11 protein-coding genes are annotated in these 16079 nt (G+C 61.8%); 5 read left to right on the top strand and 6 right to left on the bottom strand.

All coding sequences use genetic code 11. The features are described from left to right. Window positions 1-18: 18 nt before the first annotated feature. Window positions 19-1071, bottom strand: coding sequence for a hypothetical protein (locus ACFMO7_RS13515; protein WP_376796012.1), 1053 nt, complete (start codon window positions 1069-1071; stop codon window positions 19-21). A 613-nt stretch (window positions 1072-1684) separates the two neighbouring features. Here ACFMO7_RS13515 and ACFMO7_RS13520 point away from each other — a divergent pair. The 4 genes from ACFMO7_RS13520 to ACFMO7_RS13535 all read left to right on the top strand — a co-directional run bounded on the left by ACFMO7_RS13520 (window position 1685) and on the right by ACFMO7_RS13535 (window position 7195). After that, complete coding sequence (locus ACFMO7_RS13520; protein WP_376796013.1) at window positions 1685-2575, top strand: FAD binding domain-containing protein; 891 nt, start codon at window positions 1685-1687, stop codon at window positions 2573-2575. Window positions 2576-2905: 330 nt separating this feature from the next. Continuing rightward, window positions 2906-3445, top strand: coding sequence for a (2Fe-2S)-binding protein (locus tag ACFMO7_RS13525; protein ID WP_376796014.1), 540 nt, complete (start codon window positions 2906-2908; stop codon window positions 3443-3445). 6 nt (window positions 3446-3451) lie between these two features. Further along, a complete protein-coding gene (cutA, locus tag ACFMO7_RS13530; RefSeq protein WP_376796015.1) occupies window positions 3452-5845 on the top strand; it encodes an aerobic carbon-monoxide dehydrogenase large subunit in 2394 nt (797 codons plus the stop codon). Between the two features lie 150 nt (window positions 5846-5995). Further along, window positions 5996-7195, top strand: a complete 1200-nt coding sequence (locus ACFMO7_RS13535) for a family 16 glycoside hydrolase (protein ID WP_376796016.1) — start codon at window positions 5996-5998, stop codon at window positions 7193-7195. Between the two features lie 157 nt (window positions 7196-7352). Here ACFMO7_RS13535 and ACFMO7_RS13540 read toward each other — a convergent pair whose 3' ends face one another. The 3 genes from ACFMO7_RS13540 to ACFMO7_RS13550 all read right to left on the bottom strand — a co-directional run bounded on the left by ACFMO7_RS13540 (window position 7353) and on the right by ACFMO7_RS13550 (window position 12488). Beyond that, window positions 7353-9305, bottom strand: a complete 1953-nt coding sequence (locus ACFMO7_RS13540; RefSeq protein WP_376796017.1) for an ArnT family glycosyltransferase — start codon at window positions 9303-9305, stop codon at window positions 7353-7355. Between the two features lie 365 nt (window positions 9306-9670). Further along, window positions 9671-10654 carry a threonine/serine dehydratase gene (locus ACFMO7_RS13545; protein WP_376796018.1) on the bottom strand — a complete coding sequence of 328 codons (984 nt, stop codon included), beginning with the start codon at window positions 10652-10654 and terminating at the stop codon, window positions 9671-9673. Between the two features lie 430 nt (window positions 10655-11084). Further along, entirely contained in the window at window positions 11085-12488 is a 1404-nt protein-coding gene (locus ACFMO7_RS13550) for a solute carrier family 23 protein (protein ID WP_376796019.1), read from the bottom strand. A 511-nt stretch (window positions 12489-12999) separates the two neighbouring features. Between ACFMO7_RS13550 and ACFMO7_RS13555 the strand changes: the two genes are divergently transcribed. Further along, window positions 13000-13662: a TetR/AcrR family transcriptional regulator gene (locus ACFMO7_RS13555; RefSeq protein ID WP_376796020.1), complete on the top strand. Its 663-nt coding sequence runs from the start codon at window positions 13000-13002 to the stop codon at window positions 13660-13662. On the opposite strand, the gene ACFMO7_RS13560 is transcribed toward ACFMO7_RS13555, so the two are convergent. Together ACFMO7_RS13560 and ACFMO7_RS13565 are read right to left on the bottom strand one after the other, a co-directional pair. Continuing rightward, on the bottom strand, window positions 13607-14698 hold the full coding sequence (locus ACFMO7_RS13560) for a zinc-binding dehydrogenase (protein WP_376796021.1): 1092 nt from the start codon (window positions 14696-14698) through the stop codon (window positions 13607-13609). The two genes, ACFMO7_RS13555 and ACFMO7_RS13560, sit on opposite strands and share 56 nt — an antisense overlap. A gap of 183 nt (window positions 14699-14881) precedes the next feature. Next, entirely contained in the window at window positions 14882-16006 is a 1125-nt protein-coding gene (locus ACFMO7_RS13565; RefSeq protein ID WP_376796022.1) for a mannosyl-3-phosphoglycerate synthase, read from the bottom strand. Window positions 16007-16079: the final 73 nt, after the last annotated feature.

Raw genomic sequence — 16079 nt, forward strand, 5'->3', positions numbered from 1 at the left:
AGAAACGCAAACAAAAGCTCATTTGAGCTTTGAAGGGAGGGGTGTCTTGCTCAAGAGCGCGTTGTTGATGGCCTGGGCCACCGCGCGCTGAATCAGGTAACCGGTCAATGAATGTGGATCGGCAGGGTTGTTTTGGACCGGTGTACAGATCACTGCCTGCCCTGGCGGCCCCGGGAAGAGCGGAGCAAGGGCAGAAACAAGGGCGACAATGTCGTTCGGGTCGTAGAAGTTCTGCCAGGTGGCCACGTTCGACGGGAACGGATGCTTCTGCCCAGGCGGCACCGGCGGCAGTAGCTCCTGATAGATGAAAGGGCTAAGCCCTAAAGGTGATCCCAGGGTGATAAAGGCCGTGATGGGAATCTCGCGATGGGTGTTGAGGACGTCGTAGGCAACAACTGTCCCCAGACTGTGGGCCACGACGATGATCGAACGGCCCGCTTGCTGGCGGAGCAGGGCGAGCAGGCGCCCCATGACCTGAGTCCGTAGCGCGGCGTTGTGCAGGTAGAGATCGACGTCACTGACAAAAAGCCTCAGCAGCTCCCGCGGCGCCCCAAAGATCTGCTCCAACCCCTGCAGAATGTGCACCAGCAGCGAGTGCAGCCAGACAAGACCGCCAGCGCTATAAGGGGCAAGGGCATGCAGACCTGGCTCTCCTGTTCCGACCCCACCCCTGCTCTCGACCAGGCCGCGCCGGCTGGCCTCACGCAGAATGGCCCGCGCGACATTGATCTGGTAGAGGGGGTCCACCGCTGTGTGCCCTCTCCGCAGTGCGCTCTGTTGAAGACTCTGGACGGTCGATCCCCGATAGCTGCCGGCTTCGCCTGACCATGACCAGGCCATTGGCGCATTCAGGCGTTGAGCTGCTGTCCCCCCAGCCCCAGCCGTGAGGGCCGCATCCGGGAGAAAGAGGTCGCCATAGAAGGCGAGCAGGATGCGCTCACGCCCGATCGCCACTGGGGCGGGAAGCCTGCCTAATCCCTCCAGGATGCCCCCCTGGAAGTCGGCAAGGACCTGGTCCTTCAAGTGCCACTGTTCGCTTCTTCCGTGCACACAGACGATAACGCTGTCCACAACTCGTTCTCCTTTTTCTAATGCTTAAGCAACCAGCCGCGCCACGTAAATGTAAATACTCTCTTATTCTATTGTACTGATTCGCAAACATATACATATGCAAAAGCAGTGAAAGGAGAGAGAGCAGAAAAATATGAGAGAAAGGTGCTTCGCCGGTCTGGCGGCTGCAGTCAGGGATGGGGCAGGGGCGCCTGGAGGCTTGACAGTGGCAAACGATCGGGGTACTCTTTTGGTTATTCCCTCACCCTTCCAGGCCGGGTCAGTGCAGGAAGCAAGGCGTGGACATATCTCGCCCGTCAGATTGGTTGCTCAAGTGGCCTGCGGACTCGACCAGGCCCTGGTCGGGCCATCTGGCCAGTGGGCAAGCTGGAGCTGGGGACCTGGAGTTGGCGAAGCTGGCGGGGCCTTGCTGACTGATGGAAGCCCTGGCCCACCCACCGACCAATCAGGCCAGTCGCTGACGGACGGGGAAGGGGAAGGCGAGACGGAGATCCAGCGGGGGAGCCTGACCTGCCTGGGCAAAATGATCCGCACGCGGGGGAGAAAGTCGTTGGCGCTCTCCGGAGCCGAAGAGGAGGGCGCGAAGCGATCAAGACACTCGGAGCAAGCAGCGATGAAACCACCACGCTTTCAATACTGCGCGCCGCGCCTCCTCGATGATGCACTCGATCTGCTGGACCACTATGCTGAGGAGGCCAAGATTCTGGCGGGGGGTCAGAGCCTGCTGCCGCTATTGAATATGCGGCTGGCCAGGCCGGCCTATGTCCTGGACATTAACCATATTTCGGAGCTGCACTATCTCGAACAGGAGGGCGACTATCTGGCGATTGGCGCTCTGACCCGTCAGCGGCAGGTTGAACGTTCGCCCATGGTGCAGCAGAGGCATCCGCTGCTGGTCGAGGTCATTCGCCACATCGGTCACTTCCAGATTCGCAATCGGGGAACTGTGGTGGGCAGTATCGCCCATGCTGATCCGGCAGCCGAGCTGCCCGCTCTGCTGGTCTGCCTGGACGGTACCATCGTAGCGCAGAGCGCCCACGGCGAGCGCCTGCTGCCGGCGGAAGACTTTTTCCTCGGCGCGCTGACCACCGAGCTGCGGCCCGACGAGATGGTGACCGAGGTGCGCTTCCCATGGCTCCCACCAGCGGCCGGCTGGGCCTTCGCGGAGTTCGCGCGCCGCTCTGGCGATTATGCGCTCGCGGGGGCCGTCGTGGTGCTGACGGCGGGACCAGATGGACGCTGCGGCTCGGCCCGTCTGACGTATCTGGGGGTGACCCCAGCGCCGCGGCGCGCCACGGCAGTGGAGTCGCTTCTGATCGGGAGCACTCTGGAGGCCGCCACGTTGGAGGAGGCGGCGGCCACGGCCCGCACCCTGGTAAGCGAAGAGATGCAGGATATCCATGCAACTGTCGAGTACCGCCGCGAGCTGGTCGCCGAGCTGACACGGCGCCTGCTGCCCCTGGCCTGGTCCCGCTGCCTCTCGGCACAGCCCGGGCCGGCCTGAGATGAAGCTGTCCCGTCCGCCCGCCTCCGCAATGCGTCTTCCTGCATGCTCCAGGCCCCTCACGGGGCCATTCCTCTTCTGTTCTATTCATTTTGCGTGGGGGCGGCAGAAGCGATTGCTTGCTTGATCGGCGGACCGCGGCAGGCCGCTCCTCTGGCTCCAGGGCAGGCGCAGCACCCGCGCAGGCCGTGAGGGGCACGCTCCCGCTGAGAGGAGAAACAAGCGGAGCTGCGAGCGGTCCGACTGCTGTCCAGCCAGCGCACCTGGTCAAGAGGCCTCTTGCTGGCTGATTGACAGCCTGGCTAGCCAACGAGAAAGGGGTTGTTGCCTATGTATGCCTTCGAAGAGCCTGGATCTCCTCCGCAGTTCTGTGAGGAGTATAACCTAACGGTGACGGTCAATGGCCGTCTCTATCAGCGCCGTATTCCGGTGCGCATGCTCCTGTCAGATTTCTTGCGCCATGAGCTGCATCTAACCGGCACTCACGTGGGGTGCGAACACGGTGTCTGCGGTTGCTGCACGGTCCTGCTCAATGGGGAGGCTGTGCGCTCCTGCCTGCTCCTGGCTGTCCAGGTCGATAACATGGCCTTGACGACTATCGAAGGGCTGGCTGGCAGCGCCGAGGAACTGCACCCGATCCAGCGGGCTTTTCAGGAAAAGCACGCGCTTCAATGCGGATTCTGCACTCCTGGTTTTATCATGTCAATTCATGCCTTTCTCCATGAGCATCCTGACCCGGATGAGAGGCAGATTCGCCAGGGGTTGGCTGGCAACCTCTGTCGCTGCACTGGCTATCAAAACATTGTCGAGGCGGTCAAGCTAGCCGCTCACTATCTGCGCAGCTCTCAGTCTCAAGGGGAGGAGGCCTAGGCGCCCATGACGACACGCTGGTTTGGTGCTCCGGTTCAGCGCTCCGAAGACCCGCGCTTATTGCGGGGGCGAGGAACGTATGTCGATGACATCGATCTGCCAGAGATGCTACATGCCGCCGTCTTACGTAGTCCCTATGCCCACGCCCGTATCAGGCGCATCGATGCCTCTGCGGCGCGTGCCCTGCCCGGTGTGCATCTGGTCTTGACGGCGGAGGATCTGGGCGAGCTGCTGGAGCCATCGCCTCTGCTAGTGCCGCACCCGGCTCTGACCCAGCCGCGTACGCAGTTACCGTTGGCGCGCGATGAGGTGCACTATGCTGGGGCCGCCGTGGCTTTTGTGGTGGCCGAGGATCGCTATCTGGCCGAAGATGCCCTGGAACTGATCGATGTGGACTATGAGCCGCTGCCAGTGGTGGCCACCCTGGAGCAGGCGGTGGCTGAGGGGGCGCCCCTGGTGCACGCCGATGTGCCCGGCAATCTGGCGGCTCACCTGGTGCAGCGCGTTGGCGATCCGGAGGGGGTCCTGGCCTCTGCTCCCCACGTGCTGCGCGAGCGCTTTGTCATGGAACGGGGCTCAGCCATGCCCATGGAGGGTCGGGGGGTTGTCGCTCGCTGGGACCGGCATGAGGGGATGTTAACTTGCTGGATGTCGACCCAGGGACCGATTCCCATTCGCAATGGCCTGGCGGCCATGTTTCACCTGCCGGAGCACAAGGTGCGTGTGGTGGCTCCCGATGTGGGGGGAGGCTTCGGCACGAAGATTATGATGTTCTACCCCGAAGAAATCCTGACGCCTCTGGCAGCCCTGCGCCTCGGACGTCCGGTGAAGTGGATCGAGGATCGCGCCGAGCATTTTCTCTCGGCCAACCAGGAGCGTGGCCAGATCCACGATGTGGAGTATGCCTTTGATGACCAGGGCACCCTGCTGGCCGTGCGGGACATCTTCTTGCACGACACCGGGGCCTATACGCCTTACGGCATCATCGTGCCCATTATCACCGCCTGTACGCTGCCTGGCCCCTATCGCTTGCGACATTACTATAGCGAGTTCAAGGTGCTCTATACCAATAAGGTTCCGGTCAGTCCCTATCGTGGCGCGGGCCGGCCCCACGCGGTCTTCGTCATGGAGCGCATTATGGACCGCATCGCGGCGGAACTGGGACTTGATCCACTGGAGGTGCGCAGCCGCAACTTTATTCGTCCCGAAGAATTCCCCTGGGATGTGGGTCTGGTCTATCAGGATGGGGGGCCAACCATCTACGACAGCGGCAACTATCAGGCCGGTCTGGAGCGCCTCAAGGAGGCTCTGGGATACGAGCACTTTCGGGAGGAGCAGCGACAGGCGCGCGAGCGGGGGCGTTATCTGGGGGTGGGAGTGGCTTGCTACGTTGAGGGCACGGGTATCGGCCCCTATGAGGGGGCGCAGGTGCGGGTAGAGTCGGACGGACGCGTCTATGTCTCGACAGGCGTGACAACCCAGGGTCAGGCTCACCAGACGACCTTCGCCCAGATTGTGGCCGATCAGTTGGGCGTTGACCCGCGAGATGTACTGGTGACCACTGGGGACTCCCAGGCGTTCTATTGGGGTGTTGGGACCTTTGCCAGTCGGGCAGCCACGGTGGCCGGCTCGGCCATCCATCTGGCGGCTGTCAAGGTTCGTGAGAAGGCCAGGCAGGTGGCCGCCGATCTCTTTGAGGCGTCGCCAGAGGATATCGAGCTGGCCGATGGCAAGGTCTTTGTCCGCGATGCGCCCCAGCGCGCGCTGACGCTGGGCCAGGTGGCCATCGCCTCGAATCCGCTGCGTTATTCTTATGGGGAGAACGCGCGCAAGTTGATGCAGATGCAGCTGGCGGGGCCGCGCCCAGGCCCGGCCCTGCCAGAGGAGCGCGGAGGACCGGGCCTGGAGGCGACGGCCTTCTACAGCCCTCCGCGCGGTACCTTTGCCAGCGGAGTGCATGGGGCCATTGTGGAGGTCGACCCTCGCACTGGGATGGTCACCATCCTGAAGTATGTGGCCGTCCACGATTGCGGGCGGGTCATTAATCCGCTGGTGGTGGAGGGGCAGGTCCACGGGGGCGTAGCTCAGGGGATCGGTGGCGCTTTCTACGAGCGGCTCGTCTTCAATGAGGAGGGGCAGCTCCTGAATGGCAGCTTTATGGATTACCTGCTGCCCACCGTTGAAGAGATCCCTCCGCTGCAGGTGGAGCATGTAGAGACCCCCTCGCCGCTCAACCCGCTGGGCGTGAAGGGCGCCGGTGAGGCCGGCACGATCCCGGTAGCGGCCCTCTTTGCCGCGGCCCTGGACGACGCGCTGGCTCCGTTCGGCCTGCGTATCCGTGAGATGCCCCTCGATCCCTGTCGCTTGTACGAGCTGCTTAGAGAGCGCCAGAGCGTTTGAAGGGCGTGGATCGTGTGAAATACCGCCATTTGTGAAAAATTACTGGTAGACATTCAGACGGCGATATGCGATACTCAAACCTGGCTAGCCATAAGTGTGAGCCGACTATGTTAGAGTATGCCAACCAAGAAGAGTGGAGGGTCCTGTCTCATGTCCTCAATGTATCCTCCGTATGAGGGTGGGGCCGCAAACCAGGTCTGTCAGCGCTGTAGGACGCCATTGGCGCCAAACGAGGTTTATTGCAGCAACTGTGGCTACTACAACGCACCGGCGAGCAGCCAGCCCGCGCCATCGAATCCGGGGGTGCCCTGGGGGTCGGGAGGAGCAGGAGGGTATCCGCCGACGACCTATGGTCAACCTTATGCGGGAAGCGGGACGCCCTCGCAATGGGGCCAATCGCCGACTCCTGCGCCAACGCCCCCACCGCCATCTTCCCCGGGCTACTATGGGGGGGCGCCCTCGGCGACGCCGGCACCGCCGAGCTACCAGTTCCCTGAGCAGGGAGGCACTCCTTACCCTCCCCCGAGCTACCCGCAGGTGGGGAGCTATCAGGTGCCGCCGCTGCCTCCTTCCCAGCCTCAGATGCCCGAGCGACCCCGCGGCGGGCCCAACTTTGGCCTCATTGCCCTGATCGCAGTGGTTGTTCTGGTGCTGGTGCTTGGAGGGCTGGGCGTCTTTGCCCTCACTCACCGCGGTGGGGGAAATACGGGCAGCGTAACCCCAACACCAGCTCAGGGCACCAGTACTACTACTACTGCTACGCCGCTGTTCAGCGACAATTTTGCCAATAATAATCACGGATGGGACTTGACCAGCGTGCCGGGTCGCTATTCCGTTAAGCTCGGTAACGGACAACTGGTCCTGGAAGAGGATAATAATCGTATCCTTCCAGAGTTCGTTCCTGGCAAGACCTTTGACGATTTCAGACTAGAGGTGGATGTCGCTATCACCAAGGGCACGCAGGAGAACAGTGGCTTCGGCGTCTACATCCGGGCCTCGGCTAACCAGAATACAGAGCTGGCAACCTACTACCGCTTCGCCATGTATGGCGATTCAACCTATGCCATCTTCAAGGGCATGGTCGATTCGGCGGGTGAGCCGCTCGATGATCAGAAGCTGGTGGGCTACCTGTCGACTACAGCGCTCAAGCCGATTGGCCAGGTCAATCACGTCCAGATTATCGCTAAGGGATCGACGATGACCCTCGCGGTAAACGGCCAGACTCTCAACAGTGTGACCGATAGCAGCTACAAGAGTGGCTCGATTGCTCTCTACGTCTCGAATCTCCCCGATACTCCCAAGGGTGTGGTAGTAGCCTATTCCAATCTGGCGATCTATCCTGCCTCCTGAGCTTCGGGACCTGCTTGGTTTGGGCTTGGGCCAGTCATGAAGTTCCCAGGCTGTTCTTCTTCAGTCAGGGCCTGGAAGGCGGTTGAGCGCGGAGAGACGACCTCGGCCAGGTTGACGAGAGCATTGACGGAGATCACAATTGAGCTGGCCTTTCTCCTCAAGGGCCAGCGGCGCGGGCCGTCGGCGGGGGAGACGGTGATGCCGCAGAAGGCCGTGCTTGATAGACAAGATAACCGAGAAACTGGTAGAGGCGATAGGTGGCCCTGGCTTCGGGAGACGAGAGCACATGCTGCTGAAAAAAGCGGGCCTGCTGGCGCCCGGTGACAGCATCCAGCAGGTTATCGGCCACGGGAAAGACGTAGGCCGGGGCCGGCGCCCTGTCAACGATCAGGCGATACGGCCCGTAGCGGTTGAAGCCAGGGCGCAGCTCGGCATCGAGGACGCTGCAAATGATCCGCTCCTGGCTTAGGAAGACGAGCCAGTTACAGGTCCAGTATTCCGAATAGACTCGCGTGGCGCCGATGGCCTCTAGCTCGCGAATCAAGGTCAGGCGTCGCTGATAGTCGGCCTGGGCAGCCGGAACGGCCGCAAAGGTGCGGACAGTTCCGGTCACAAAGGTCACAGCCACCAGCAGTAAGAGAAGCGTCGAGGGAAGCGCCGTGGCCATCCTGGCCCCCTGGTCATGGGCGCTGGCGCTGGGGCGCGAGATCTCTTGCTGCCCGGCCCTGGCCTGGTGCAGCTTCCGCTGCAGGCCCAGGGCGCGAGCACTCCCCTTCCACAGCGGCCAGAGCAGCACTGGTAGAGCCAGCAGAGCGCAGGTCAGGTAGCGGAAGGTGGTTTCAGGAGAGACGGCAGCTACCGGCGCAAGGGCGTAGAGGAAAAGTGTCAGGCCTACACTGGCCAGGATGGCCAGTTGCGCGCACTGGCCTACCACTTCCTGGCGCTTCACCTCATCTCCCTGTCTTCCCCCCTCCCCTGGCATCGGCGGCTGCTGGCCCTGGCGACCAACCAGGACCACCCGCGACCAGCGAGGGAAAAGATCAGACCGCCAGCGACTCAAGCCTCTCAGGCAGAGAAAAGCTGCCAGCAAAGCCAACAGCAGATAGCCAAGCCCCCAGCCCATCTGCCCAAGGACGCAAGGCCAGACCGCTGGCGTTGGTAGACCCCAGGGAGGAATGGCGGTGAGGGGACAGCGCGGCTGGTAGCCGGTGGCCCAGGGGAGAGCGATGAAGAGAGCGCCGCTGAGCTGATGGAGCCAGCTCAGATGCCGGATGGCCAGCTCATCTGCCCCCCCGTGGTGAATGGAAAGCAGGACGGCCAGCGAGTTCTGGCTCAGCGGGGCTGTCAGGTTATAGTACAGTAGCGGCTCCGCACCGATGATCATGCCCAGCAGCAAACCCAGGCCGAAGCGCCCCCATAGCTCACGCCAACAGAAGAGCAACAGCAGAGCCAGGGCCGCTAGCACAAACGGGCCGATCAAAAAGTCAATCCACAGTGCCAGACCGATGCTCAGCCCAAGCAGAACATAGCTGGCCAGCCGTCGCCAGGACCATGCCCGGCTCTGAGCGCTATCGACCCGGTAAGAGCGAGCCAGCCAGGTAGCAAGCAGCAGGATCAAGGGGGCGAACATCAGCATCTCAGGATATTCCCCTACCGCCCGCAGCTGCAGAAAGAGGACGTCGCCAGAACCAAAGCTAAAGAGGAGCAGGGTAGCGAAGGCAAAGGTGCGCCCGTAGAGGAGGCGCACCAGGCCATAGCAGCTCAGCAAGAAGCCGGCGACAAATGGCAGGAGGGCCAGCCGCAGGGTGAAAAGCGAGGGACCGAAGAGGCGGAAGAGGGGGGCCGCGACGTAGCCTTCGACCGGTCCCATATAGGGCAAGCCATAGAAGAAGATAGGGTGGTCGCCCTGGTAGGCCACGTGCAGCGCCACCAGGCCCATGTTGGCCTCATCGCTGTTCGTGATGGGCCAGGGTGAGCGAATCAGTAGGAGGCGCAGTGTCAAGGCCAGCGCGAGGATAAGTCCAACGGCCAGCCACTCCATAACGAAGCGGCGACGACGAACGAGGCGCCGAGGGCGCGCCGATGGGACAGCGAGCTGGTGCGTGAGCATCGTTCTCCCCGAAATTCCTTCCTTCTCTGACTGAAAATAGGGCAAGCCAGCCAGGAAGCGCACAGGTCAGCCCCATCGCCTACCAGGGAGGTCAGGAGAGGGAGAGAGAGGAGTTCGAAGGGAACCTGGCCGGTCCAATCGCCTGTTTACAGGCCCCTTCATAGCTGGCCGGTGCGGCGGGTGGCCATCTCTGCTTGCCGTCTTCCTGGCCTCTCTCAAGAAAAGAGAAACGAGTCTGGGCGGAGGCCGGTCACGTCCCTTCCCTTACAGCGCTGCGGCTGAAGCACTAGACCATGACGGGTGGACAGGGAACGGTGGCTGAGCGTACTGGAGGAACAGGCCAGGTCAGCGGGGAACGAATTTCATCAAATCGGGGCCGAGCCTCCAGCTAGAGCCTGGACGTAGAGAGCCGGGTCGACGTTGCCACCGCTTACAATGCAGCAGACCCGCTGGCCCCGAAAGCGATCCGCCTGCAGCAGCAAGGCGCCAAGCGCCAAGGCCCCTGTCGGCTCAGCCTTCAGATTGGCCAGGAGGAAAAGGAGGCGTAGCGCTTCCAGCGTGACCTCGTCAGGGACCTCGATGATCTCTTCTGCTCCCCGGCGGATAATCTCCCAGTTCAATTGCCCCAGAGAGAGCGTGCGTGCCCCGTCGGCAACCGTCTCCGGCTCCGTTGCGTTGGCAAGCAGCCGTCCGCTATGCAGTGAACGGGCCGCGTCATTGGCAGACAGCGGCTCTGCCCCAACGATGCGCGTCCGGCAGCCAAGGAAGTCACGAGCGATAATCTGCCCCGAGATCAGGCCCCCACCGCCAACCGGGACCAGCAAGACATCGGGAGGATCTGTGCCCAGAATCTCCTGGCCAAGCGTCGAGTTACCCGCCACCACGCGATAATCGTCGTAAGCCGGGGCCACAAAAGCTTCCGGCTGCTCGCGGGCTAACTGGGCCACTCGTTCCTGGCGGCTAACGCGGCGCACATCGGTCAGCTCCACCCGTCCCCCATAAGCCTGAACAGCCTCAATCTTGACGCGGGCTGCTGTCGAGGGCATGACGATGGTTGCCTCTTTCCCCAACAAGCGTGCAGCATAGGCCACAGCCTGGCCAAAGTTGCCCGACGAGGCAGCGATAATCTGCCGTTGAGGAACACTGGTCAGCAGCTGATAAGCGGCGCGGAACTTAAAGCTACCCGTGTACTGGAAGGTCTCGCTGGCGAGCAAGACATCGCAGCCGACCAGCTCAGAAAGGCGTGGAGCAGGTAACAACAGCGTTGGGCGCACATGAGGCGCTAGCCTCTGCCATACCTGAGCGATGTAGGTGGCAGTTAGCTCAGGAGCCAGATCATAGTTGTGCATGGCGGCCTGATCTACTCTCCAGGGCGGGCGACGTGCTGGCACCGGCCAAAAGAAAAACAGGAGGAGCGTCGCTTTTAAGGCCTTCCTTTCCTGCCAAGGCGGCAGGCTGGGATCGCAGCAAAGTGTATCTCCGACGCTCCTTTCTCTATTGTACCACTCCAGACTGCCCCCAAACAAGGCATTGCAGCCTGCGACCTTCTTCCCAATCGGCTTCTTTCGTCGCGCGCCGCGCTAGCAGCTGAAAGCTGAAGAAAAAAGACCTGAGCTGCTGTCCTGGACCAACCGGAGTCTCTCCCGAACGGTGGCTCTGCGGGTAGCAGCTCAGGCCAGCTTGCAGCGCTGGGTGGCTATTCCCCCTCATAGAGAAGGAGTAGATCGCCAGGGTAGGCCGGTGCGGTTCCAGCGGCGGACGCCGGGGCCAGCCAGCAAACTACCTCAGTGCGCTGTCGGCCTCACCTGACTGGCCACTGCCTGCCGGGTTAAGTCCCACTGCCGCATCCGCGGTCACGGCCTCCTCCGGCTGGGGCGCCGGCTCACGCAGAAGCTGATAGAGGATGATCGAACCGAAGGTCGCCACGCCGATCGCGCTCAGTTGGAAGCTGCCAATATTGAGCGCCAGGTTGCCAGCTCCCACAATCAGGGCAAAGGCGACCGTGATCAGATTGCGGCTCTTCGAGAAATCCACACGGTTCTCCACCCAAATGCGCCCGCCGGTAGCGGCGATCAGGCCGAAGAGCACGATGGCCAGACCTCCGATCACCCCCGAAGGGATGGTCATGATAAGGGCACCGAACTTAGGGCAGAAGCCCAACAGAATTGCCACGACAGAAGCGATGATGAAGATTGCAGTAGAATAGATGCGAGTAACAGCCATAACGCCGATATTTTCAGCGTAGGTTGTAACGCCCGTTCCTCCCCCAAAACCGGCAACAATAGTTGCCAGGGCATCGCCCAGGAAGGCGCGCCCCAGATAGCGGTCCAGGTTGCGCCCTGTCATAGCCGCCACGGCCTTGACGTGACCGGTATTTTCGGCCACGAGAATGACGGCCACGGGGGCGATCAGCGCAATCGCGCTAGGGGAAAAAGTGGGAGTGGAGAAGTGAGGCAGGCCGACCCAACTGGCCTTCTCCAGGCCAGAGAAGTCGATCGGCTTTCCCAGGTGCAGGCCATTGGCGAAGAGCAGGTAGATCAGGTAGCCGATGATGCCGCCGAGCAAGATCGGCAGGCGGCGCAGGGGGCCAGGAAGAAACACAGCAACAAAAGCGACCGCCAGCACCGTGATAAGGCCCATCCAGGTATCGAAGGCTGAGCCGCTCACGTCGCTGACGGCCACCGGAGCCAGATTCAGCCCAATAACCGCGACGACGGCGCCCGTCACCACCGGGGGCATCAAAATATCGATCCAGCGATAGCCAGCAGCAATCACAATCAAGCCGATAATGGCGTAAACCACCCCCGCGGCGATAATACCGCCAAGGGCCACCCCGATATTGGGATTGAGACCTGGACCGTGGAAACCGCTGGCAAAGCCGGTAGCTGCCAGCACTACTGCGATAAAAGAGAAACTCGAGCCGAGGTAGCTTGGCACACGCCCCCCTACAACCAGAAAGAAGAGGAGCGTCCCAATGCCTGAGAAAAAGATCGCCGTATTGGGATCGAAGCCCATCAGAATGGGAGCCAGCACTGTTGAGCCAAACATGGCCAATACATGCTGCAACCCCACCAGAATGGACTGTCCCCAGGGGAGACGCTCATCGGGGGCGATGATCCCTTCGGTCTTGAGCGTCCAACCCGTGAAATAGCCGCGTTTCTCCGCGGTGTCACCTGTTGCCATGCGGAAACCTCCTCATCGAAACGCTTGGCCAAAGCGAGTGGATGCCAGGCTTACTCATCAGGAAAAGGAAGACGAGGGTCGTTTGTTCGCTGCGCTACCCGGAGTGGGTGATCAGCTCTGGCTGGGGCCGTTGAAGGTGCTGCAAAACCAGTGGGAACGTTCGTGAGCGCTGCGGCCTCCTTTCTGGCGCCTGCGCGGCGGCTACGGCTGGCACGGCGGGCAGGGACGACCGCGGACCGAGCAGGCAGGGCCTATTTCCCTAGATTATACCCTATTCTGGCCTCAAAAGCGAGACTACCTTCTCCCGCTATGCTCTGGGCAGGCAAGGGCCGCTCTGCTAGAATAGGGAAAAGCCCGGGAAAGAGGATAAAGGCATTGTGCCACAGGCGCAGGCCACGGCAGGCTACACAGGCTACAGCCTGCTGTCGGGCTGCGCGTCTGACAGGGACAGGCAGGGAAGGGCATGAAGCCATCTCGTGATCAGCAGCCAGAGAGGAAGGATCGAAGAAAGGTGAGAAACAGCCAACTGAAGCGACGCAGCGACGAGGCCCTAAGCGGCCAGACCGGCCCCAGCGAACCCCGCTCCGTCAGGGAGGCCATTCTAGCCGCCGCCGTCGAGCTATTTGCCCGCTACGGCTATCATGCGGCTCCTCTGCGCGACATCGCACGTATGGCCGGCATTCAGGCAGCCAGCATCTACTATCATTATGCCAACAAGCAGGCGCTGCTTGTCGAAATCATGGAGACCTACATGCGTCACCTGAATGCCAACCTGGAGCGGATCATCCACGAGCAGCCGGGGCCACTGGAGCGCCTGCGGGAGGCCATTGCCAATCACATTCGTCTCCACACCAGCTTCAAGAACGAATTCTTCATTATTGACACCGAGATTCGGGCTTTGGAGGGGACCAACCGTGACTATATCATTGCCCTGCGCGACCACTACGAGCACCTGATTCAGGAAATCCTGCGCGAGGGCATGGAGCGAGGCATCTTCAAGAAGAGCGACATCAAGGTCACCTCCTACGCCCTGATAGCCATGTGCACCGAAGTCGCCACCTGGTTCCGTCCGGGTGGGCGACTCAGTGTCCAGCAAGTGATCGACCTCTACAGTCAGCTTATCCTGCAGGGCTTGCTGTGTGAAGGAGATCCTGGGCGAAAGCCGGCGGGATGAGAGCATACTTTACTCCCTGCTTCTGCAGGAGCAGGTCAAGGGCTGTCACCGCTTCAGATAGGGGCAGGCGAGCCGTAATGAGGGCTTCGACGGGGATCTGCTGGCTGGCGATCAACTCCAAGGCCCGCGCAAAATAGGTAGGCGTATGGTGGAAGACCCCCTTGAGCGTTAGCTCGTCGTAGTGCAGTGGGCGCGTCTCCAGGGCAATGCGCGTTCCCGAGGCGCAGCCGCCAAAGAAATTGACCAGGCCGCCGCGCCGCACCAGGGAGACCGCCAGTTCCCAGGTCTGAGGAGTGCCCACGGCCTCGATCACGACATCGGCTCCCCGGCCCTCGGGAGTGGCGGCCCGGAGCAGGGTGAGCTGCTCCTCCAGAGAGAGCGACCCGGTTTCGAAGACCTCCTCAGCGCCAAAGCGGCGGGCCAGGGCCAGCCGTTGCTCTCCATGGCCGCTGACCAGTACCCTGGCTCCCGCCAGGCGGGCAGCGGCCGTCAGCAGCAGGCCAAGGGGGCCGGCCCCGATAATCAGCACTGTGTCGCCCGCCCGAATCTCGCTCGCCTCAACTCCATGCAAGGCGCAGGCCAGCGGCTCCGTCAGTGCCGCCGCAGTAAACGAGAGGCCCTGTGGCAGACGATAGAGGTTGCGCTGAACGATGCGTGCCGGCACCAGCAAGTACTCGGCATAGGCACCATTGAGCAACAGAAGGTCCTCACACAGACTGTAACGTCCTCGGCGGCAATAGAAACAGCGGTCACAAGGAGCAGAGTTGGCTGCCACCACGGCATCGCCCTCTCGCCAGCCCTGGAGGCCCGGGCCGACGGCGGCCACGATGCCGGCCGCCTCGTGGCCGAAGCCGGCGGGGGGATGTTTGAAGAGCAGGGGATGGCCACGCACATAGGTCTTGACATCGGTGCCGCAGGTCGTAGCCGCCGCGACCTGCAAAAGAAGCTCGCCGGGGCCTGGCTCTGGAATCGGGCGCTCCTCCAGGCGGACGTCCCCTGGGGCATAGAACATTGCTGCCAGCATTTGTCTAGACATAGCTTCTCGCTTCCTCACCTCTCACGTTGCAGCTCGTTCCTTTCATTGTGGTCTTCTAGCGGGGACCTGTCAAGGGGCGGGCGGGGGCCAGCTCTCCCACCCCAACAGGTGAGTATCGCGGGTGCCGAAGGGAGGAGCAAGCGCCGATCTCCGTGCACACGCAGGCCAGCGTCTCAGCTCTCTCTAGCTGAGCGAAGTCTCCAGCAGGCTATCGGTATCGCGGCCAGAGCTATCGACGTCCTCCAGCAGGCGGTAGCGGGCCGGGAGGTCATCCTCCCCGCTCAGCTCCAGCTCCTGGAGGGCCGGGTAGATGAGGGGAGGAGTCAGCGCTAGCGCCAGCTCCTCGCAGATGCTGAGCAGAGCCTTTTCCACCTGGAGAGGGAGATGCTCTTCAAAGAGCAGGAAGGAGCCGAGGCTTGCCGCAATCATCTCGCGGATATGCTCCTCATCGCGCTTGGTATGGAAGTGAGGGCTATGGGAGTGGTATTGCTGGAGCAGGGCTTTCATTGGAGTGGGATGGAAAGGGCTAGCCTTGAAGAGCAGATCGAGGAGCAGGAAGGTTTCCACTGCGAAGCCAGAAGCAAAGCGCAGCGCTTGGGCAGTCGCCATAGTCATCCCCTGCTCGCCGGCATTCGAAGAGCTGATCGGCTCCGGGAGGCCAGACCACGACTGGCAAAGCAAAGAGACGACTGGCGAGACCACACTTGTGCAACGGCCAGCACTCGCCACAGTCAGCTCGCCGTTGCGCAGACCGGGCTTGGCAGCCCAGCAGATACGAATATTATGTAAGGTCCCGCAGGCGTGGTAGGCATAGGTGGTATGTGCGGCCATGAAGAGGCGGCCCATAGCCAGCGTATATTCAAGCAGAGCGCAGGGGACCAGATTGTCTGCATCGTAGAAGACAAGCCAGCGAGGAAAGCGCAGCAGGTAGGCCAGCAGCGTGCCGAGATACATCCCCTCCCCTTTTCCATCGCGCACATGGCCGCTGCTATCCAGTATGTGGGCGACACCGTGGAGGCGCAGGAGGGCCGCCAGGGTATCGTCCTTCTGATGCGCTACAAACAACTGACGGTGGGAGGCCAGACGGGCCCGCAGGCCCAGCCTGAGCATCTCATACTCCTCTGGGGGGCAGTTGGTCACGACAATGATCGGACTGTTCACCGGGAGATACCAGAGCACTCCGGCCAGCGTGTCCAGGCTCTCGGACTTGTGGGAGATGATGAAGGCGGTGTGGGCCAGAAAATGGGAAAGATCGTGGAGGTTGTGCTCTTCGAGAAGATGGGCAAATCGGATGGTGTCAATGAGCATATCGCTTGCTTTTCCTTTCTAATCGAGAGGAGTTGCGTCTGTCGCGACCGGAAAGATTCGACCATCTGTAGAG

It is taken from the genome of Thermogemmatispora sp. (assembly GCF_042408735.1).
Classification (GTDB): Bacteria; Chloroflexota; Ktedonobacteria; order Ktedonobacterales; family Ktedonobacteraceae; genus Thermogemmatispora.

Coding starts and splice junctions, on each gene's coding strand:
- ACFMO7_RS13520 (WP_376796013.1), top strand. CDS start 1,685: ATGAAACCACCACGCTTTCAATACTGCGCGCCGCGCCTCCTCGATGAT.
- ACFMO7_RS13525 (WP_376796014.1), top strand. CDS start 2,906: ATGTATGCCTTCGAAGAGCCTGGATCTCCTCCGCAGTTCTGTGAGGAG.
- cutA (WP_376796015.1), top strand. CDS start 3,452: ATGACGACACGCTGGTTTGGTGCTCCGGTTCAGCGCTCCGAAGACCCG.
- ACFMO7_RS13535 (WP_376796016.1), top strand. CDS start 5,996: ATGTCCTCAATGTATCCTCCGTATGAGGGTGGGGCCGCAAACCAGGTC.
- ACFMO7_RS13540 (WP_376796017.1), bottom strand. CDS start 9,305: ATGCTCACGCACCAGCTCGCTGTCCCATCGGCGCGCCCTCGGCGCCTC.
- ACFMO7_RS13545 (WP_376796018.1), bottom strand. CDS start 10,654: ATGCACAACTATGATCTGGCTCCTGAGCTAACTGCCACCTACATCGCT.
- ACFMO7_RS13550 (WP_376796019.1), bottom strand. CDS start 12,488: ATGGCAACAGGTGACACCGCGGAGAAACGCGGCTATTTCACGGGTTGG.
- ACFMO7_RS13560 (WP_376796021.1), bottom strand. CDS start 14,698: ATGTCTAGACAAATGCTGGCAGCAATGTTCTATGCCCCAGGGGACGTC.
- ACFMO7_RS13565 (WP_376796022.1), bottom strand. CDS start 16,006: ATGCTCATTGACACCATCCGATTTGCCCATCTTCTCGAAGAGCACAAC.